Consider the following 19,792-nt stretch of genomic DNA (forward strand, 5'->3'; position numbering starts at 1 on the left):
CCGAGAAGTACCTGCTGCTGGCCTGCCTCAACCTCGTGGAGTGCGTGGCCTACATCGGTGCAAAGTAGCAGTCCAAATGAGCCGCTTGCGGCCGGTCAAGATGGGTTGACTGGACGCTCACCCCGCTTTCCCCGGCAGGACGTCCCTTTCTGTCCAAGTAAGTCCGCCTTCGTTTCCAGTCCAGAGGAAGCAGGGCGACCTCGCCAACTCGCATACCGGTGAAGAGCAGCACCTTGACCATGACAAAGCGAATCGCATCGTTCAAGGTTTTTGGCTTCTCTGTGAACACGATGCGAACCAGCTCCCAGAACGCCCTTTGCTCCGGCAGCTTTTGCTCGGCTTTGCGTTCCGAGAGCGTCTTGGCCAGCTTGTCTTGTGCCAAGTAGAGTTTCGATCGCTTGTCAGCGCTGTTTTTGGATCGCTTGACCAAGCTCATCAACGGACAGGCGTCTGCGAGATGCAGCCGGTCCACAACTGTAGTCATGATCCCTTGGAGGACGATGGACGTCCCCTTTGAAGGCTGCCGGGCGTCGGCCAACTCGCACGTCAGTTGCACGTCTTCTGCAGTCACCTGCCAGGGTTCTTTATTTGCGACTGCTGCCATAAACCGGATGGCCGTAGATGCGGCTGCGACGAACGGAATACTCTTTCTGCGAACCAGCAAGTATTCGAGCACCACAGATTTCAAGAAGTCCTGCCACTCAACGCCAATAGGACCATCGGAACGGCGAGGCAAACCTGGATTGCGGGCTGCTATGTCGTCGAGTGCGTCGGAGGACAAACTGAAGGTTCGTAGAACAGCAGACTTGGGCCGACCGTCTTTGGCAATCTTGCGAAGATCCCAGGCAGTGCCTGAGAGAGCGATACCCCGGCTATCAAGGGCGATGTCCCAGTCAATGGCGTTCTGGGCCGCCAGCTCTTTCATCGAACCCACGAAGGTGTCGAAGTTTTGGTTCCTTCCTGGGTCGGGCAGGGTGGGGTGATGAAGGGGGAAGACGTTAGTTGTCATCGCCGCCCTCCAGCTGGGCGATGACGCTTTGAACTTCCGCGATAGTTCTTCGTAACTGCAGATATGCGGGGGATTCCTGGTCTCCGGTACCGCTTACCCTGAACTCGTTCACGACTCCGCGGAAGTCATTGAGTACCTGTTCATGCAGAGCAAGATCTCGCACAGGCATGAACTTCGGGCATCCGTAGCAGGCAGTTACTGGGTTATTGGGGCACGAGGGTTGGCCAGTCTTGCAGCCACCGATGCCAGCAATCGGAATGCCGTGGGGTACGCCTGCAATCTGCTGCTCGCCTTTGAGTGCCGACAGCTCGTGTTCTGAGATGAAGCGCTCAGATGCAATCTTTGCCACCGTTTGGTAGGTCTCGGACAGCCCCAGCGCCTTGTTGACCAGCTCCGCCTGGTTCGCTGAAGCACGGAAGTACACAAGACCTGTCTTGAGGTGGGTATGTCCAAGGGCTGCTGCAACTTCTTCTTGACTAGCGCCGGCATCGACCATGCGCTGGACCATGGAGTGACGTAGATCGTATGCAACACGTCCGCGGCCAGGCAGTATTTCGTCCAACTTTGAGATGAGCGCGGCACTGAGCACCTTTCTGTTCCCGAACCCGAAGAAGTAGGCCGAGCTGGGTGCATCCGACAGAAGTCCGTAAGTGGCTGCGATCAAAGGCGCCCACTCCCTTTTCACCTTTCGCAACAGAGGAAGACGCGAAGCTTGGACGTCTTGTTGCTTGAGCGTTCGAAATGTCAGGTAGACCGATGGCATGCCATCTTCCTTGCTGATCCGAATCTCGCAATCGCGCTTGCGCAAGGTTCCCAGTTGCTTTGGACGCATACCGAATTGATATGAGCAGACCACTAGCGCCGCAACTCGAAGGTCAGACTTACTCATTGAGCTGAACGAGGCTGTGGCCTGGTCTATCCAGCGAACCAATGCGGCCTCCTCCTCAATTTCCAGGAAGCAATCTCCTGATCGGACGGCCGCGTAGCTGTCTCTACGAGGAGCCGGAAGCCCTGACACGAGTGTTTGATGCCGGTGATCCCAATGTCCAAAGCCGACCAGGCACAAAAAAGAGACAAATCGCTTGAAGACCGTTGTTGCTTCGTGCGAGAGCCCTGTGGCCAATGCCGGCCATTTGGAACGCAGCGTGGCTGGTTCTGACACGGCTATGGCTACAAGTGATCTTTCGGGGATAACCCTCAAGCCCTTGTAATAGGTGTGCACTGTCGCAGGCGCGTAGTCGACAAGCGAAGTCAGCAGGAAAAGACGGACCAGTGGGCGAACCAGTTCTCCGAAGGCCATGAAATTCAGGCCGACTTGGTCTCCTGCATCAGCCAGCTTCATGCTTGCTTGGGCTTCGTCGGTGTTCACCGAACACATCTTTTCTGAGTAGTCGTCCTCGTACACGATGACGCGGGGCGGCAAGGGAAGCCGAGCTACCTCCGCGGAGAAGTGCTCATCAGCGTTCCACAGATGGGGTGTCGGAAACGGGTTGCTCATTGGGGCAAGCTCCGAAGAAGGGCAAGCCGGTCATCGAGTTTGTCGTTCCAGCTCTCGTTGAGCTGTTCGTCGAGTGCCGCTTTGGCGTAGTGAAGTGGCATGACTGAGTCCTTCGACCAGCCAAAGAAGCTGCGGAGGTTCATCATTGCCTTGTCCATAGGAACACCCGCCGCTTGCATTTGTCGCAAGCGAACCACTGCGCAGGTGTGTCGAAGCGAGTGCGGGCGCAATCGGTCGGATCCAGTGATGTCCAGGAGCTCAGCACGTGCACCCGATGACAACGCCTCTGTGAGTGGGTCAAAAGCCTTGTTGACACCGGCGAGCGAGAGCGGCATGCCTCGGATGCTGCTCAGATAGAACCCATGGTCTACCCGTCCTCTGTAGTTTTCTGAATATGTCTGGAACACCGCAGCGGTTTGTGGAGCAACAGGGATCGTGCGAATAGACGTGTCCGTCTTGATGCCTGGGACATTTGCACGTGGGTCATCTTCAGTTTCAATGGTCCCGACCGAAAGCCTGAAGCGAAATTCTCCAGTCCGAGGCTCTCTCTCAGTTTTCAGGAAATTAGCAGGGAGCAGTAACGCCTCGCCACGTCGCAGCCCTTGATAGAGCATGAGTGATACGAGCGCAAGCATTCGCCACTGGGTTGTTTCCGACCGAAAAGGATTGGTCGGTGAGCCCGGTTGCAGAGCGTCCAACAACTCCAAAACCACGCATCGCGGTAGAGCTTTAGGCCTGAAGGCCTTCTTTGGTCGGTACGGGCGAAGGCCCAAATAGAGGTTGTCAAGACGATTGATCCGACCTAAGACCACCTCCAGGGGTTTGCCTTTGGCGGGGTTTTTTTCGAGCCGCATCAAAGTGGCTCTCACGAAATGAAATGCAGTATTCCAGCGGTTCAGTGTCGATCCGTTCGGGTTTGGAACGTTCCTCAGCTTGATGAAGAAGGACTCCAGGAGGTTGCCGAGCTTGTCCAAGTCCATGTCACTGAGGACATCGTCAAGGCTCCCGCCCAGCTCCTCGACGTGTACGTACAGGGCGTTGATATGAGCCAGTTTTTGACTCAAGGTTGAAGGCGCTAGATCTGTGCCTTCGAACATCGACCAAGTGCTTGCCCAGAACCTGGGCACGGAGTTCTCGTCGACCAGAGTTGGTCCAAGTGGTGTTTGTCTTAAGAGCATGAAAAGCAACAGATTTACTACACAGTTTTACTGTGATGTTGCATATGTGGACCGCATAAAGCAACTCTCGTCTATACTACTCTTTAATTCCACAATGTATATTGCCGCCAATAAATGGCGACAGTTAGAGCAACTATAGGGTCAAATGACCGAGTTAATCGGGTATTTGACCGAAATTCGCAGGCAGGCACGTTGGTTTTCTCTGAACCGGTTCAACCCAGTTCAGCGAGGATCAAATGCTCACTCTCTCAGTTGTCGCCACCAAGGGCGGCGTCGGCAAAACCACTCTCTGTGCCAACATTGGTGGCTTTCTGGCAGACATGGGATACCGTGTCCTGCTCATTGACGCGGACATCCAGCCCGCACTGACCCGACATTTCCAGCTCTCCCACGTCGCAGAACATGGCCTGACGACCATGATCCAGAGAGGTGTGCTGGCCGATGACTGCATCAGCCATGTGTGCCTCCCTCCTGACAATTTCCGTGGGGACACCTCGGTTCTGAACGTGCGCGGAGGTTTTCTGCACTTGGTGCGCTCCGACACCCAGCGGTTTGACGAAGAGCGTGGGGTGTTCACCTATGACAGCGCGCTGCAGGATTGGCTGTCGAGCCGCTTGGACAAGCTGGTTCGCATCCGCCTGGCCATCAAAAACGAGGCCGTCTCCTCCAAATACGATGTGGTGATCATCGACACCCAAGGTGCCGTGGGTCACCTGCAGGATGCGGCCGTCAACGCGGCCGACATGCTGCTCATTCCGGCGAAGCCGGACATCGTCTCCGCACGGGAGTTCATCAGCGGGTCGCAACTCTTGATTGACCGCCACGAATCGGCCGGCAACATGGGCTACACGATCCCGCCGATGCGGGCCGTGATCAATCACTACCAGAACACGGTTGATTCAAAGACCATCACGCAGCACATCCGCGATCAGTTCATCCAGCTCAGCGGCAAGGTCACGGTGATGGACGCGATGATTCCGGCCATTGCTGCCTTCCCCAAGGCAGCAACTGCCCAAGTGCCGGTTCACTGGATTGATCCGGGCAAGTCGAGCGACATCATGCATCGATTGATGTGGGAGCTGATCGCTTCGCTGGAAGGCAAGTTCACTCCCAATCACAAGGGCGAACTGCAGGCCCCCACCGAGCACAGCGCGCTCGACCCCGACACCGATCTGATCCAGGGAGCCTGAGCATGGCGACCAGGAAAACCCCGGAGACGCTCACGGCAGTGGAGCGAGCCGCTGCGCTGGTCCGTCAGGGCGCTCAGCTGCCGGCGCTGAGCGTGACTCCCAACAAGCCGCCGCCGACCGCTCGGGCCGATGCCAGGAACGCGGCCTACAACGCCTTGGTCAGTGCGAACTTGAACCAGGTGGCGCGGCCATCTCGCCCGGCGGTTCCCACGCCATCGCTCGATCCGAAAGCGGACCCGGACGATTCGTTCTCGATGCTGCCCATCAACGAGCTGGAGGCCTACGGTCACAACCCCCGCACGGGCAAGAACCCACGGTACGACGACCTCAAGGCCAGCATCATTGCTGACGGCATCACCAATCCCATCACGGTCACGCGGCCGCACCATGAGGCCAAGTTTCACCCGTATGGCGGGGGAAACACGCGGCTGGCCATCGCCAAGGAGCTGTACGAGTCGGGTGACAACCGCTTCAGCCACCTCAAGGTGATCGTCAAGGCGTGGCCGGGTCACGCAAATGTGATTTCGGCGCACCTTGCCGAAAACGAGAACCGTGGCGAAATCTCGTTCTGGGAGCGCGCCCAAGGCGTGGCCGACTTCAAGGCTCAGTTCGAGGCCGAGCACAGCTCGGTGCTCAGCACAGGGGAACTGGCGCGTGAACTCAAGTCCCACGGCATCAACTTCGGTGTCAAGGTCATCCAGAACTTTGCCTTCGCGGTCGAGCACCTCAAGCCGCTGGGCCAGTGGCTCATGGCCAAGGAGGTCAACGAGATCATCCGACCGGGCCTGGCCGGTGCGATGACCGTGGCGACGTACTTTGGTGTGCGCAACACTGCTGACCTGTTCGAGCCCGTGTTGCTCAAGCACCGGGACCAACTGCTCGCAGGCATGGCAGCGGGCAGCGGACCCAAGGACACCGCCGACGCTGAAACCAAGCCGGTCGAACTCGACGCGGCCGAACTGGTGACCGATCTGCATCAGGCCCTGGCCACAGCGGTGGGTGTCTCGCCCGAGGTGGTGCCCTTGATGATCAGCGCGGTGGAATCCAACAGCCGGATCACAGCAGACGAGCTGCGGGCCATCCAGATCCGTAAGCCCACCGCTGCTGTGACCGACGAAGGCGCCTCAGTGCACGCTCCAGCACCTGCGCCTCAGCAGCGCGCCCTGGCCGGTATGCTCGCTGGCGTGCCGCGCGCGCCGGCTCCTGCTGCCGCGCCGACGGCATCAGCCGCGCCTGCGGGCCATGGGGTCACACCTGCACCGAGCCAGTCTCCTGCACAGGCTGGCGCTCCGACACCTGTCCAGCCGCCGCCAATGCAGCCGGTCGTGTCGGCAGCCAAACGCAATCCGCGTCTGCCCGACCAGGTCAAAGAGGGCGATCCCACCGCCCACGTGCTTAGCCTGGTGCTGGACATCAGCGATCTGGTCGTGCTGCACGACTGCATCCTCCACGTCCCAGAAATGCCCTTTGGCTACCTCATGGACCTTCCTGCATCGCTGGAGAACGTGGGGGACAAGACCTTGCCTTACCCGCAGTTGCGCGCGGCCGCGTGGAAGTTCCTGGCCTCGCTCAGCGGCCAGGTGGACCCGCAATGGTTCACCCTTGCCGATCCCGAGCAGTCGCGTTGGGCCAGCGCAGCAGTGCAGGGTCCTGACGTGTTCCGTCAGAGCTACTCCGGCTCGCTGCGGGCTTGCACCGCAGAAACCGGCGACCCCGCGATGCTGCTCGCGGAGGTCTACCTCATGTTCAACCAGCCCGAGCTGGGCTACCTCACCGTGCAGTTGCTTCGCGCCATGGAGCAACTGCGTCTGGATCACCCCGAACGCTTCGTTCGGACTGTCACACCCGATCCAGACCTGCCCGACTGAGCCTTTTTCTTCAACCAACCCAGGGGATAACCAACATGATGATCAACATCAGCGATCCGACACTGACCAAGATGCTTCTGGAGCATGTGGTCGAACAGGCCGAGGCCGGAGGCCTGGACCAGTTGCTGGCCAGCGGCTTCCGGCCCGAACTGGTCGACGATCTCAGGCAGCGGCCGCTGCGCGATTTCTTCTACGCCGCGCGCAACGGGGGCCTGGCCATGTCGGTGCAAATCGACATCAAGAACCTCGAAGCCTGCCTATGGCGCCGCGACATTGCCAAGCACACCGAGACGCTCAAGGAATACTTCATTCGCCATGGCGCGTCCATCGAGCTGCTGCGCAGTCTGTTCACGCTCTCCAAGCAAGAGCTGCAGCGCCTGCGCACCGAGCTTGATCTGAGCAAGGCCGGGCCGAACGGTCGGCCTCGCATGCCCCCAGCGTCCATCCGCGACAAGATTCACCAGAAATGGCACGACATCGGGCAATCGGCCCCGAACAGCCATGAGCGCGACCGCCTCTCGGCGCTTCACAAGGAGTTCAGTGCGTTCTCCATTGCCGCCCTGCACCGCGTCATCACGGAATTCGACGACTCGAAATCCACCACACCGGCTCCAGTGCAGGAGCTTGGACCTCAGGTGGCGCCTGTCGAATCCCAATACCTCTCGTAACCCCACGCTCACTCAACCACAAGGAGCTGACCATGCCGCAAACCCTGAACATCCCCGTGCCCGAGTCGGCGTACCGCCAACCTCGGCTGGTGCTCAAGAACCGCCGCGCCCGGCGTCGCAGCATGGTCAAGCCTGAGCTGACCCTGGTGGTCACCCAGGCGCCTGCTCAGGAGCTTCCCCCGTTGCCCATGGCGCCCATCGCTGTACCGATGACCGCACCGGGCACGACAGACAAGGCTGCGGCATCCCTGGCGACCACCGGCTTGAGCAATCACCACCTGAGCCAGGCTGTGTTGCTTGACTGGCTGGGCAGCCAACCAGTCGCATTCCATCGCGTCTATGTGGATGTCTGCGGCAGCGTTACCGCCGCTGTGTGGCTCTCCCTGGTCCTGTCGCTGCTGGACAGTCAGGGCAAGAAGCTGGTGGATGCGCAAGGCATCTTCCGTTTTGCGCTCTCAGCGAGCCAGTGCGAAGCGCAAACCGGTTTGACCTATCGGGAACAGCGCAAAGCCCAGCGGCAGCTGATCGAGTGCCAATTGCTCGCAGATGAGGGCAAGCAATCTGGTCAGAACGTTTCCATGTTCGCCCTGGACATGAATGCACTGACTCAGCGACTCCTGACACACAGCGCGGGTCTGGCCGAGTTGATCCAGCAAACCTCGTTGGCGACCGAAGTGGACGTGGCCAGTCTGGAGCGCCGTGCGCAGGCCCGTGCGTCGCGCCGCAGAGCCTGAGCCGCACACCGTCCATCAGAAGAACCGGGCAGCCGTCTTGTTCCAATCCACTGCTTCACTGCGTCAGCCAACGCTACAAGAGCTGGCGCAATCGGACACCCCGACAGAAGGAGTGCCACCAGGCGCTCCTGTCGACATGGGAGACCTGCGCGCCCACGACGTGGCGCTGGGTCACCTCAATGCGAGAGGATTCATCCAGTTTCACCCTCTGCTGGCGCAGCGGCTGGACAGCTTCAAGGCAGCCATCTTCCTGGGACACGCCTTGTACTGGTCGCGCTACCTGGCGCAGGCTCAACCTCACCGCCGAGGCTGGTTCTTCATGAGTGCAGCCCAGTGGCGCGAGGCCACCGGTCTGAGCACGCACGAACAAACCTCGGTGCGAGGCGAGCTGGCCCGGCGCGGGTTGCTGGAAGAAGCCCTGGCCGGTCGTCCCGCCATCCTTCACTACCGGGTCAACCTGCAGGCCACCGCCAGCTTTCTGGGTCTGGAACAACTCACATGGGCGTCCATGGGCGAGCTGTTCCGCTCCTGCATTCGCTTCTACAAGCCGCTGTCGGACATCTGTGGTGGTGTTTCGGCTGGGCTGTACCTGTCCTACCTCCTGCAGCGACAGTCTTTCGCCCTGCGAAATCCGCTGGCCGACACCGCTGCAGTGGAACTGTTCCCCGGTGAGTTCAGCTACCGGCCCGAACAGGCACGCATCGCCCTGTGTCTTGGGATCAAGGCACAGCGCAACGCGCGCGAGAAGCTCAAGGCCGCTGGGTTCATCCGCGAGGGCCGCGCCACCAACGAGGTCGTGGCCACGCGCGTGAACCTGGCGGCGATTGCCTCGTGCCTTCAGGCGCAGGACAAGCCGGTGCGCAAGCGCTCAACGCGCAAGCAGGCTGCGCCTGCAACCCTGGCAGCGGTACCAGCCGTTCCCGCGCCCAAGCAGGGCAAGCCAGTCAAGGGATCGGTGACCGGCCTGAGCCGCTCAGCACTGCCCCAGCAGCAACTGACCCTGTTCTCCCCAGTGGGTTTGGCACGGCCGCTGCCGCTTGGCCCTCGATCCACCACGGCTGAGTCTGCGCCAGCCACCGACGGAGCAACTCCTGCGCCAACTGCACAGGCCGAGCAGCTGATCAGGTCGCTGTTCGCACCCAGTCTGGTTGCGCGCGACGGCTTCCATCCTGAATCTGCGGCAGCTCCTTTGGCGGGCGACTCGGCGCAAAAGTTATCCACAGCGCGCCTGTCAGCTTCTGCTGAATTTGCCCTTTTTGAGAACCCAATTTGCCCTTTTTTGGATGTGAATTTGCCCTTTTTTAAAAACTATAAAGAACAAGGTATTTCAAGGTATTTACAAACGACTACTACAGCGCCTGTGGATAACTCGGCCGGCGGCAAACCCGGTCGTCGTCGGGTTGAAAATTCCGAAATCCAGAAATCCGAAACAGCCGTTGATCAGAAAATCGACGGCAACGGGGTAAATTGCGGTCACGCAGCCGATTTGATGGCTAGCCAAGGGGTGGGTAGCACCGATGCAGAAAAATCGCCTGTAGGCCCGGAAATTCGATCCGACAAGCCGGCAGGCGAAATCCGTTCACAGGCCGCAGAACTGATCCTGCCCGAGCGGTTGGACCACAGTCACCACGCCGGGGTGCTGGCTACCGTGGGTCAGGCACCGCAAGACCTGCAACAGGCCTTCCTGGACGAGCTGGCCGGCCACCTGGCCATCCCCAACAAGGTCATCCACAACCCCACCGGCTGGCTGCACGGTCTCATCCGCAAGCACCAGAGCGGTTTCGTGGCGCTGGCGCTGGCGCCCCAGATTGCTGAACTGCGGCAGCGGCGCCAGCGTCATGAAGAACGGCTGGCCAATGCAGGCACAACAGCACAGCCCGACCTGGACCCCTCTCGCGAGGCTGAGCCTGAATCAGCCGGCGTGGACCACGACTCAGAGGTTCGACGTGAACACCGCCAGCGACTTCAGGAGCTGCGCGCGGCGTTCGTGGCCAAACGCGGAGATGCGTCGTGAGGCCGAGCGTCGTTCTTTCAATCTCGGGGGTAGCGCCGTTCGGTGCTAGCTGCTCATCAAGAAACACGGTGCTCGATATCCGGTTCCACCAAACGGGTGAACTTGGTAACGGGTACCAGGTTTCCCCAAACGGTAGAACAAGGTAAGGCAAACCAACATGACCGACAACACAGAGCTTTTTGTCAATCTGATGTACCGCCTGAAGAGCCTCAGAAACACCTCGGTGCTGATGTTTCTCTTGGAGGTTCAGGCAGATGAAAAAGAGTACGCATGCAGTGCGCTGGTTCTATCGCACCGGTACCTGGGCAATCAAATTTCTCAGCGACAGGTTGAAAAAGCGATTCGGGACTTGGTCGAGTTCGACCTGATCTCTGTTCGGGTCCACGCAAACACGAAGACCTATTTCAAGGTCAACGCCGAACAGGTCCGAGCGCTGCTGTCGCAACCGCTGCCCGAGCATCTGCCGGGCATGGATGACCTGCAGTACCCGTTTCTTCAAAGCTGGAAGGCCGACAGGTCTCCACCTGACGCGCCCCCAAGTCCTGACGCCTGATCGAAGCACCCTCTGAAAGCCATCAACAGGAGCAACCCACCATGGCCACGACCACCACATCCCCCAGCACTGGCAAGAAGGCCGGCAAAGGTGCTACCGCTGCCACCGCCCCTATGGCCAGCAGCACCGTTTTCATTCCTGCTGCCAAGAGCATGATGTTCGAGACCGAGCCGAACTCTCCGTTTTCCGACGGCTACAGCATCGCCAAGGAGCGCGAAGTGTTGGCCGACTTCCTCGCTGACCCCAGCCGCCAGCATGACGAAAACGACCCTCTGTACGACCGCCATATCGAGCTGATCGACCGGGAAGACCAGCTGGACCGGATGAAGGCGCAGTACCAGTCCTCCAAAGGTGCCGACCCGCTGGTCGAGCACAAGGAGGCGGTGGCCATGAACTTCCTGGGTTCGCTGGTCGATGACGGTGTGGATCAGATGGCACTGCACACCAAGGAAGCGTTCAGGATGTTCATGGGGCGCTCGCGTGACCCGGAGAAGAAACTCGAACCCATCATTGGTGGCAAGCGCGTTGCTGCGGCATTGCGCGCCTTGTGGGTGCTGACCGGTAACGACAACCCCTACGCGGACTGGGGACTGCTGCGGCACGAACAGACCATCAAGGAGGTGGGCAAGCTGCTGGCGAAGCACATCGCCGACGCACAGGCGGCGCTGGACCAGCAGAAGGCGCGCGGGCTGACGTTCTCCGTGCTTCAGTCCTCAAGTCCTCAGGTCCTGAACCTGGGCTTCAAATCGCCCTACGGCTATGCGGTGGCCCAGTTGGTCACCGACTTCGATTTTTTCGTCCGGTTGCAGAAAACCCTGGAGCGCAAGAACCTGCGTTCGGATGCGCAGGTGCGGCAGATCATCACCGAGACCACGCGGGTCATCCGTCGCGTGTTCAATGAGACCGCCCGGTTCGACCGCTGGCTCATGCGCGAGGAAATGAAGGGCCTGTGTCGGGCCGACTTCGTTCCCGATGGCGACCCCGAGGGCGCCAAGCGGGTTCAGTTCGCCGCCGAGGTGTTTGGACCTTGCCCTGCCGAGGTGTATTCCGGAAAGCTGCAGCCGCGCCATTCACGCCGCCGCATCCAGATCTCGCAAGCCGAACGCAAGCTGCTGCAGGTGGTCAGCGACGAGATGCTGCGTCGCGAGCGCGAGGCCGACGCGGGTGCGCTGGATGAGGCAGCCGCGCAAGAGATTGCCGCAAAGCTGGTCTGAAGCAATGTTCATGAACCTGCCGCAATCGAACCCTTTGATGGAAAGGGTTGGTGATGAAAGGGCTGTGGTGGAAAGGGCTCCAGTGACGAATCAGAACCGGCTCAAGCCTGTTGTCAATCCAGCCCAGTGGGCAAGGCAGGCTGTGGTTGATCAGGCCTGTCAAAAACAGGCTGACACAAAGGCCTTTACGGGTAGGGGCAAATTGTTGGAGCTGCGCCAACTGTTGACAGAGCTGGATCGGACCGTGGAAGCCATGAAGCAACTGGCCGAGGCGACCAAGGGGGTGCAGGATGGGCAGATGCACCTGGTGCTGCATGTCAAGAACTCGACCGGCCTGACGTTCCTGCGCTGGCGCGAGAGGAGTGGTGCATGCCGGCATGTGCCCTGGCCGGAGGCTCAGCAGCGCTTTGCCGAGTTTGCCCCTAGAACGCGGGACTGGTATGGACTGGCTTCCAGCCAGGCGGTGCACCTCAACGAACGCCACAAGGAGCTGCGCCGCGCGATTGCTACGGCCCGCAAAGTGGTACTCAAGGGTGCCCCAAAGGTTTTCGCTCGCCCGGTGACCTTGGGGGGAGCGCTGTCGTGAAGTCCAGGGACGAGATGCCGGTGAGGCAAGCCGAAGACTTCACGCTGGGCCTGAGCCGTGAGGACTTTGCCGAGCTGATCACTGGTGGCTTTGATGCTTGGTGCGTGGTGCTCGCCAATAGCGCGGCCCAACAACCAGTGCGAATGGGTGGCGCGCGACCGCATCGTTGGGATGCCCTATCGAGTGTTGATGGAGCTGTGGACGCGCGCCGAATCAATGATAGCCGTCTTGCGTGGAGCGAGCGTGAATAGTGCGTTTGATCCAGATGAGGGCGATTTCGGGTCGCCAGGTCGATTGGCTGTGTGGCAATCAAGATCGCAGCGCTTCCGGTTGGCGCATCGCTGGAATGTGCTTCGGGCATTCGCTTCTGGCACTGTTTCGTTCCGGTCGATGTGCCTTGGGTTGCGTTCAGCGCATTGCGTTGTGGCACTGGCCCCCAAAACTTCAGGCGCAGGCATGGTCTATGTTTGCCCTGCGTGGATTTCTCACCTTGATGAACTGGCTGTCGGTCCTTTGACGCAGCAGTTTGATTTCAAACCATCGAAAGGCGAATCATGAGTGACACAGAGCGAATCCCCGGCTCGAATCGCGATACCGGGCATCGAATTATTATTGGGACAACGCGCGAGGGTATGACCCGCCCGTTTCAAGAATCAGCATCCAAGCAAGGGCATACCATGGTGCTTGGGGAAACCCGCACTGGGAAAACCAACCTTGCAACGGATTTGATCGAGTCTTTTATCAAGAGCCGATGATGGCAGAGAAACTGTCAGTTTCAATTTTCGCTTCCACCTGAATAAGGATCGACTATGCTGATGCTCACAACGTCTTTGCCCGCTCACTTGAAGCTGGTCAAATCATTTCCCATGATCTGGTCGGTATCTCAAGTTGAGATTTCAAGCAAGGGTCTGCTCAAGAAAGTGCTGCAAGGCGCAGGCAATGAATACCAAGAAGCTTTTGATGCTCTGAACAGTCAGGTGCCGGCTGAGGCGAATGCAGTGGTCGGTATTCAGGTATCCACCACGTCGCAGGAGTTCTCCAATGGGACATTTCTCTATGTGACGCTGATTGGAACACCTGTCTTGTATGAAGAAAGCTAACCCGATCGTATTTGTCGCCGGAAATTCAATACAACCTGATTGCCAGACTAAAGGAGCATCATGACTTCTTCCCATTCTCCTATTGCAAATTACATGCGTGTCAAACCCGTTGCAACCGAGTTGCGGGATCAGGCTATCGCAGCCTTCTTGCTGACGCGTGCCGACGAATACATCGACTGGGTCAACTCCCATGTCGAAGACCCGGTCATCAAGGATAATTGCTTGGGATTCGTGGCCGGCGTTCAAGCTGAGCTGGACAAAGCGGCATTGATTGCATCGCATGGCCAGAAGATGTTGGCCATTACGGCGACGTCTTCTGGCGCTTTGATGCTCCAGCAAGCCCATGATCGGGCGCTGGCTGAGCACCCGATTTATGGTGGGGTGCTGGGCGTCACCAGTCCATCGAAGGATTCGGTTCGGGCCTGAGCGCCGCCGATTCCAGCCTTCCAGCATGTTCGTGCAGCTTCTCCATCAGGTCGGCCGCGTGATGCGCGAAACGTTCGTCGTTCCGGGTTTCGACGTAGCTCACCAGCGAGCGCAGGCTGTCTGCGATCAGGTGCTGCGTCCAGGCCAACTGGGCCTGGGTAACCGGCTGCGAAGGGTCTTGGATGGTCGCGGGTGTGTTCATGGGAAGGTACTCCTTGAATGTGGTTTGAGTGGACGGACGGCGTGGGCAGCTCCTGCAAGAGCGATGACCCCACGCCGCCAATCTACCACGGGGTACCTTCCCGCCTTTTCTGCCAACTCCTTGATTCGTAAGGAAAAAACACCCAGTTACGGACCTCGTACTTTTGTCCAAGCCGATTTAGGGTATTTTTTCCATTATCAAGATAATGGAGACTTATCTTGATAGCGGAAGTCGCCGAAAAATTGACGCGGCGTGGCCGGCCCTCGGGAAAGGCCCGTGTCGAACGCGAGGCGGGTCTGCGTCTGCACGATCTTTCGTTTGCACGGGCCGTGGTGCAGGGCTTGGCGCCGGCCGCGGCCGCGCAGCGCTACCTGCCCGAGTCGCTGGTGGATGAGCGGGTGGCCAGCGCCCACCTGCGGCAGGTGTTGCAGATCGCGGCCGACATCCTGGACGGCATCGAGGACCAGGCGGCTGCCAAAGCCCTGTCGGGCTACACCGGGTTTCCGAAATCGCAAGTGAATTCAACAGCTTGCGAAAAATCTTCCATCGCGCGGCCGCTGCCAAGCATTCCCAGTCTCGACGAGTTCGCCGAAGAGATCGGCGCAGAGGACTTCAGCGAGCGCGAGATCCTGGAGCTGTACCAGGAACGGTATGGGGAGCAGCTGGCGGCGACACCAGCACCCGCTGCTGAGGCTGCAGCGGTCGACCTCGACGCGGTGCTGAGGGCCTTGAGCATCGTTCAGTCGCGTGGCGTGGTGTTGCCCAAGCCCACAGACCCGGTGCGCCTGTGGTTCAGCCTGAGCCTGACCACCAGGCTGGTGGACGCCCAGATCGTGCTTCTGCAGGATCTGGTGCACTTCGTGAACCGGCACGGGCGCCACTGGTACAAGCACGTCCCCGGCGTGGGCCTGGACCGCGCCAGGCGGCTCGTCGGGTGGCTGGTGCAGCATGAGCCCTTCCTGGAACTGAAAATCGCTTCACGCAGCCGCTGGGACAGCCATGCCGAAGACACGTTGGACCGTATGGAAAAACATACCGTATGGTTTTCCATACCATCCCCGGCGCTGGGACAGAGCCTGGTCGAGCAGCCCGGCACAGCAGCGCTGGCCGAGGGTTCGCTCCCTGCAGGCGGGGGTGACTCGCTGCGTTCGATGGGGCCCAACGCCTTGGGCGTGCAGTCCGACCTCGACGCCGTCAAGGCCTGGCTGGACACGCTGAGCTTCAAATCTCCTCACACCCGCACCGCCTACGCTCGGGACGCGCAGCGCCTGCTGTTCTGGGCGCATGAACGCGGCAAGACGTTGTCCACCCTGACCGTCACGGACGCGGCCGATCACGCCCGGTTTCTGGTCGATCCGCCGGCACACTGGTTGTGCGAGCTGCCGACACGAAGGGCAGACGCTGCATGGCGCCCGATGCGTGGACCGCTCTCGGGTGCCAGCGCGGCACGCGCCCTGGCCGCCATCGGGCACCTGTATGGCTTCCTGGTCGAAACAGGTTTCCTGGTGGCCAACCCGTTCTCGCGCATCCGCAGGGCCTCTGGGCGCGGCAGAGCACCGCAGATCGACACGAACCGCTCGTTCCGGTCCTACCACCTGCAGATGCTCGTCAGCGTCGTGCACGCCATGCCGCCCGGGCCTGCCCGACGTCGTGCGCGGGCGCTGTTGATGCTCATGGCGTCCACTGGTGTGCGGATTGGCGAGCTGGGCGGCACCTGGGGCGATGTCATCACCACCCGGACGGACTGGGAGGAGTGCGATGCCACAGGGGATGCCCAGTGTCTGCGTGTGATCGGCAAAGGTGGCAAGGAGAGGCTGCTTCCCTTGAAGCCCTCCGTTGTGCAGGTGCTGCAGCGCCACCTGGACGACCGCAGGGCGCTGGAGCAGCAAGGCGTGCTGCCGGCCCTGGACCTGAGCAAAACGCCGCTGATTTCTGTGGTGGCCAAGCCGGTGGGGCCGGACCTGGCCAAGGACAACGGCGGGCTGTCGGTAGCGGGCATTCACCGGGTGATCAAGGCGCTGTGCGAGCGTGCAGCCAAGGGCTGTGCGGATGCGCGTTTGGCTGCGGAGTTCCGCGCGGCCAGCGCGCACTGGATGCGCCACACCTTCGCGCATGCGGTGCTGCGGGCCAGCGGTGGTGATCTTCCTGTGACCCAGCAGTTGCTCGGGCACGCATCCATCGCCACCACCGGCATCTACGTCAAGGCAGACATGAGCCAGCGCCTGAAGGCTGTGATGGCACTGCCCGTCATGTTCGATGCGGGCGGTCTGGTCCGACGATGAGTTTCCTGGCCTCGCAGGACTGGTGCACCTGCGCAGCCGATCTACACGCACCACGGAGAACTGCAATGCAGAACATATTTATTGGCAGGGGCAACCTTGGTGGCCCCGTTGAACTCAAGCGCATTGACGGCAAGAACGGGGAATTCGTTGTGGCCTCGATGCGGGTGATGTTTGCCCGCTGGGGTCAGAATGAACAGGGCGACCTGGAACAGGTGGGTGGCTTCTGGCGTGAGGTGGAAATCTACGGTGACAAGGCCGAGGCCTGCGCACGCCACCTGAAGAAGGGTGCCCGCGTTCTGGTGATGGGCGAGGAACGCGACTTCATGGCCACCGACAAGGAAACGGGCGAACAGGTGCAGGTGATCAAGATCGTTGCGGACGATGTGGCCCTGCAGCTCTCGCGCATCGAGTCGATTGTGTTTCAGCCCTCGCGCGCCAAGGAAGAAGTTCCAGCCTGAAATACGCAGGCACCGCCGTCGTGACGATCCCAACAATGAGAAGCGTCGCCAGTACCTTTCATCACGACACGGAGGCCCAACATGTCAGTCAAGCCAAATACAACAACACAGACACAGGGAACCAGGGCAGAACCACCGGTGAGCCAGGAGCGCAAAGACGCCCTGCTCAAACTGATCCAGGTGGAACCCGATCACCTCAGCGGCCTGGTGCACGCCACCGGCTGGGGGGAAGACCAGACGCGCATGGCGCTGTTGCAGTTGACGGTTGATGGCCTGGTACGCCGGCACAACCGATCTGGACGGCAGTATTTCGAGGCCGTTCACCGAATCGAATCCCAGACAGTGAGCCACGCTTGAGCGCGGCGATCCTGCCAGCGCCTGTGGCGCTGCGGCCACCCGAGCTGGTGGTCAAGGCGGTGTTCGATGGCAAGCGCCTGGGCTTGCAGTTGCACTACGTCGAAGGCATGGGCAAAGAGCTGTCCAGGGCGCGCGCATGCTGGTTCGCGCCTGGGCGCCTGTGGGTGAGCGAACAAAGCTCGGACGCTTCGGCCCTGGCCTGGCTCAAACGTCTCTACCGTGGTGAGCACGTCGACGTGGATTCGGGCTTGGCCATCATCACTGCCGCCATCCGGTCACCGCAGCCCGACTACTTCACGCAACGCCTGGATGTGCAGGTGTTCCCGCTGGCCAAGGCCGATCCGGGCAAAGGACGCTACGCGGTCAGCTTCTACTTCGATCCACTCTGCGTCAAGGCCATGCACGCCTTGCGCGGTCAGTACCACCCTGCCGCCAAGGCCTGGCAGGTGCACGGTGACGTCGAGGACATCCTGGACACGCTCAAAGAGGTGGCGTTGGTCGAGGATGTCCATGTCTTTGTCCATGAGAACCCTGTGGTTCTGGAGGACCTGGTGGCGTCTTCCGGCACCGAGTCGCCGATCTCGGTGCCGGCGGCGACCCCGGAGCGCGGCATGGGCGCGGGGAGCGAAGACCAAGAGGGTTCAGGGTTCCTCTCGGCCGAGCTGGAAGAGGCCAGCCGGTTCGAGGTTGACGGTGTGCTCATGAGCCAGGCGTGCGCCGCCGCAGGCCTGCGCGACTACCAGGAGGTGGGTGTTCACCACCTGGTGTCCCAATCGGGCGCTTGCCTCGGGGACGACATGGGCCTCGGCAAGAGCCGTCAGACCGTTGTGGCTACGCGCCTGATCGCGGGGGAGGGCAGGGTGCTCATCCTGTGCCCGGCCAGTCTGCGCATCAACTGGGAGCGCGAGATCCACGCGGTCTACCCGCAGGCGGTGGTTGGCATCGTCGGCGAGGACCGGCACGCCACCCTGTATGGCTGCGACTGGGTGATCGCCAACTACGAGCGGCTCGGTGGCTTGGTGCGCGATCCCGAGCTGGCCTTCGAGGTCATGGCCATTGATGAGGCGCACTACCTCAAGGAACACCAGGCCGGGCGCACGCGCAATGCCTTCGTGCTGGCCACGCGAATACCGAGACGCTACGTGGTGACAGGCACGCCGCTGCTCAACCGAGAGGTCGAGCTGCACACCCTGCTGCGCATGACCGGGCACCGCCTGGGCAGCATGTCGTTGCGCGACTTCCGCAAAGCCTACTCCGGCTCGAAGGAGCGGCGTGCCGAACTGGCCGCAGCGCTCAAGGGCTGGATGCTGCGTCGGCGCAAGGACGTGCTCAAGGACCTGGGCACCAAGTCGCGCCAGGTGCGCTACATCTCGCCGCCGGAGGGCCTGGGTGCCTACAACGAGATCTACGCGGACATGTCGCTCTACGTCATGCCCAAGATCGTCAAGCTGCGCCAGGCGCTGGAGGCCTTGAAGACCCAGTTCCTGATCGAGACGGTCGAGGGATTGGGGGAGGGCGACAAGATCATCATCTTCTGCGAGTACATGGCCACGGTGCAGGCCATGAAAGCCGCTTTCAGCGCGGCTGGCATCCAGTGCGTGACCCTGGTGGGCTCCGACTCGGCCAAGCGCCGCCAGGCGGCCATCGATGCCTTCCAGAACGACCCTGCGGTGACTGTGTTCATCGGCACCACCTCGGCAGCGGGGGTGGGCATCACGCTCACGGCCGCGAACTATGTGGCGTTCGCCTCATTGCCGTGGACCCCGGCGTTGATGCGTCAGGCGGAAGACCGGGCCTATCGGCTGGGACAACTGCGGGACGTGATGGTGATCGTGCCGCTCATCGAGAACACGCTCGATGACGGCGTGTGGAGGCTGCTGCAGAGCAAGCAGGAGACTGAGGACGACGTGGTCGAGTCGGTCAGGGCTGCTCTGCCTGGTGAACTGGCCAGCGCGGTCGACGCGGCCAATGCTGCACTGCTGTTGGAGGCCGCTTGAGCGGTCGGCTGACCAACCACTTTTTCAGGCTTGTGCGTTGCCTGGCCAGCGCGTGCAGGTTCACTCAAACGGCCGTTCAGGAGGATTTCATGAAAGCTCGATCTGTCACATGGGCTGCGCTCGCGGCAGTATCCGTATTGGCGCTGGCCGGATGCGCAGCCACGCAAGTCTCACAGCAGGGCGCTGCCGTCGAGATCGTGACCCAGAAGCCCACAGGCTGTCGCCTGATCGGTGAGGTGGTCGGCAGTCAGGGCAACGTGTTCAGCGGTGACTTCACCACCGACGAGAACCTGTTGATCGGTGCCCGCAACGATCTGCGCAACAAGGCCGCGGCCATGGGCGGCAACGTGGTCCACGCACAGGACGCACTGCACTCGACCCACCCCAACAGCAGTGGAGCGGTCAAGAGCACGGTGGTGGGCAGCGTGTTCGCTTGTCCTCGCAAATAGAGCGCAACC

Annotated in this window: 21 protein-coding genes; 17 read left to right on the forward strand and 4 right to left on the reverse strand. The window is 60.8% G+C overall.

Annotated features, from left to right (window positions below; translation table 11 throughout):
* Positions 1-49 precede the first annotated feature (49 nt).
* From L0977_RS22690 to L0977_RS22700, 3 genes are read right to left on the reverse strand one after another with little or no spacing between them, the layout of a single operon-like run.
* Positions 50-1,009: a hypothetical protein gene (locus L0977_RS22690; RefSeq protein WP_234267191.1), complete on the reverse strand. Its 960-nt coding sequence runs from the start codon at positions 1,007-1,009 to the stop codon at positions 50-52.
* Entirely contained in the window at positions 999-2,507 is a 1,509-nt protein-coding gene (locus tag L0977_RS22695) for a site-specific integrase (protein WP_234267192.1), read from the reverse strand. Before L0977_RS22695 ends, L0977_RS22690 begins: the two co-directional genes overlap by 11 nt.
* On the reverse strand, positions 2,504-3,604 hold the full coding sequence (locus L0977_RS22700) for a tyrosine-type recombinase/integrase (RefSeq protein ID WP_234267193.1): 1,101 nt from the start codon (positions 3,602-3,604) through the stop codon (positions 2,504-2,506). Before L0977_RS22700 ends, L0977_RS22695 begins: the two co-directional genes overlap by 4 nt.
* A gap of 317 nt (positions 3,605-3,921) precedes the next feature.
* Here L0977_RS22700 and L0977_RS22705 point away from each other — a divergent pair, with 317 nt between their 5' ends.
* The 12 genes from L0977_RS22705 to L0977_RS22760 all read left to right on the forward strand — a co-directional run bounded on the left by L0977_RS22705 (position 3,922) and on the right by L0977_RS22760 (position 14,038).
* Positions 3,922-4,875, forward strand: coding sequence for a ParA family protein (locus L0977_RS22705; RefSeq protein ID WP_234267194.1), 954 nt, complete (start codon positions 3,922-3,924; stop codon positions 4,873-4,875).
* A 2-nt stretch (positions 4,876-4,877) separates the two neighbouring features.
* Positions 4,878-6,743 (forward strand): ParB/RepB/Spo0J family partition protein, encoded by a 1,866-nt coding sequence (locus L0977_RS22710; RefSeq protein ID WP_234267195.1) that lies wholly within the window; start codon positions 4,878-4,880, stop codon positions 6,741-6,743.
* Positions 6,744-6,778: 35 nt separating this feature from the next.
* Positions 6,779-7,411 carry an STY4526/YPO1902 family pathogenicity island replication protein gene (locus L0977_RS22715; protein WP_234267196.1) on the forward strand — a complete coding sequence of 211 codons (633 nt, stop codon included), beginning with the start codon at positions 6,779-6,781 and terminating at the stop codon, positions 7,409-7,411.
* A gap of 32 nt (positions 7,412-7,443) precedes the next feature.
* On the forward strand, positions 7,444-8,145 hold the full coding sequence (locus tag L0977_RS22720; protein WP_234267197.1) for a hypothetical protein: 702 nt from the start codon (positions 7,444-7,446) through the stop codon (positions 8,143-8,145).
* Positions 8,146-8,182: 37 nt separating this feature from the next.
* On the forward strand, positions 8,183-10,159 hold the full coding sequence (locus tag L0977_RS22725) for a hypothetical protein (protein ID WP_234267198.1): 1,977 nt from the start codon (positions 8,183-8,185) through the stop codon (positions 10,157-10,159).
* Positions 10,160-10,316: 157 nt separating this feature from the next.
* Entirely contained in the window at positions 10,317-10,712 is a 396-nt protein-coding gene (locus tag L0977_RS22730) for a hypothetical protein (protein WP_234267199.1), read from the forward strand.
* 41 nt (positions 10,713-10,753) lie between these two features.
* The gene (locus tag L0977_RS22735) at positions 10,754-11,926 is read left to right on the forward strand and encodes a PFL_4669 family integrating conjugative element protein (RefSeq protein ID WP_234267200.1); all 1,173 of its coding nucleotides are present in this window, start codon (positions 10,754-10,756) and stop codon (positions 11,924-11,926) included.
* A gap of 10 nt (positions 11,927-11,936) precedes the next feature.
* The gene (locus L0977_RS22740) at positions 11,937-12,512 is read left to right on the forward strand and encodes a hypothetical protein (RefSeq protein WP_234267201.1); all 576 of its coding nucleotides are present in this window, start codon (positions 11,937-11,939) and stop codon (positions 12,510-12,512) included.
* Positions 12,513-12,596: 84 nt separating this feature from the next.
* Complete coding sequence (locus tag L0977_RS22745; protein ID WP_234267202.1) at positions 12,597-13,070, forward strand: hypothetical protein; 474 nt, start codon at positions 12,597-12,599, stop codon at positions 13,068-13,070.
* Entirely contained in the window at positions 13,067-13,267 is a 201-nt protein-coding gene (locus tag L0977_RS22750; RefSeq protein WP_234267203.1) for a hypothetical protein, read from the forward strand. Before L0977_RS22745 ends, L0977_RS22750 begins: the two co-directional genes overlap by 4 nt.
* Positions 13,268-13,321: 54 nt before the next feature.
* Positions 13,322-13,612, forward strand: a complete 291-nt coding sequence (locus L0977_RS22755; protein WP_234267205.1) for a hypothetical protein — start codon at positions 13,322-13,324, stop codon at positions 13,610-13,612.
* A 60-nt stretch (positions 13,613-13,672) separates the two neighbouring features.
* Positions 13,673-14,038, forward strand: a complete 366-nt coding sequence (locus L0977_RS22760; RefSeq protein WP_234267206.1) for a hypothetical protein — start codon at positions 13,673-13,675, stop codon at positions 14,036-14,038.
* Here L0977_RS22760 and L0977_RS22765 read toward each other — a convergent pair.
* Complete coding sequence (locus L0977_RS22765; protein ID WP_234267207.1) at positions 14,004-14,240, reverse strand: hypothetical protein; 237 nt, start codon at positions 14,238-14,240, stop codon at positions 14,004-14,006. The genes L0977_RS22760 and L0977_RS22765 overlap by 35 nt on opposite strands.
* 218 nt (positions 14,241-14,458) lie before the next feature.
* On the opposite strand from L0977_RS22765, the gene L0977_RS22770 reads away from it, so the two are divergent.
* The 5 genes from L0977_RS22770 to L0977_RS22790 all read left to right on the forward strand — a co-directional run bounded on the left by L0977_RS22770 (position 14,459) and on the right by L0977_RS22790 (position 19,783).
* Positions 14,459-16,522 carry a phage integrase family protein gene (locus L0977_RS22770; RefSeq protein WP_234267208.1) on the forward strand — a complete coding sequence of 688 codons (2,064 nt, stop codon included), beginning with the start codon at positions 14,459-14,461 and terminating at the stop codon, positions 16,520-16,522.
* A 65-nt stretch (positions 16,523-16,587) separates the two neighbouring features.
* Positions 16,588-16,980, forward strand: coding sequence for a single-stranded DNA-binding protein (locus tag L0977_RS22775; RefSeq protein WP_234267209.1), 393 nt, complete (start codon positions 16,588-16,590; stop codon positions 16,978-16,980).
* Between the two features lie 138 nt (positions 16,981-17,118).
* On the forward strand, positions 17,119-17,337 hold the full coding sequence (locus tag L0977_RS22780; protein WP_234267210.1) for a hypothetical protein: 219 nt from the start codon (positions 17,119-17,121) through the stop codon (positions 17,335-17,337).
* Entirely contained in the window at positions 17,334-19,334 is a 2,001-nt protein-coding gene (locus tag L0977_RS22785; protein ID WP_234267211.1) for a DEAD/DEAH box helicase, read from the forward strand. Before L0977_RS22780 ends, L0977_RS22785 begins: the two co-directional genes overlap by 4 nt.
* 89 nt (positions 19,335-19,423) lie before the next feature.
* The gene (locus L0977_RS22790; protein WP_234267212.1) at positions 19,424-19,783 is read left to right on the forward strand and encodes a DUF4156 domain-containing protein; all 360 of its coding nucleotides are present in this window, start codon (positions 19,424-19,426) and stop codon (positions 19,781-19,783) included.
* Positions 19,784-19,792 lie beyond the last annotated feature (9 nt).

It is taken from the genome of Hydrogenophaga sp. NFH-34, from assembly GCF_021401345.1.
GTDB classification, from domain to species: domain Bacteria; phylum Pseudomonadota; class Gammaproteobacteria; order Burkholderiales; family Burkholderiaceae_C; genus Hydrogenophaga; species Hydrogenophaga electricum.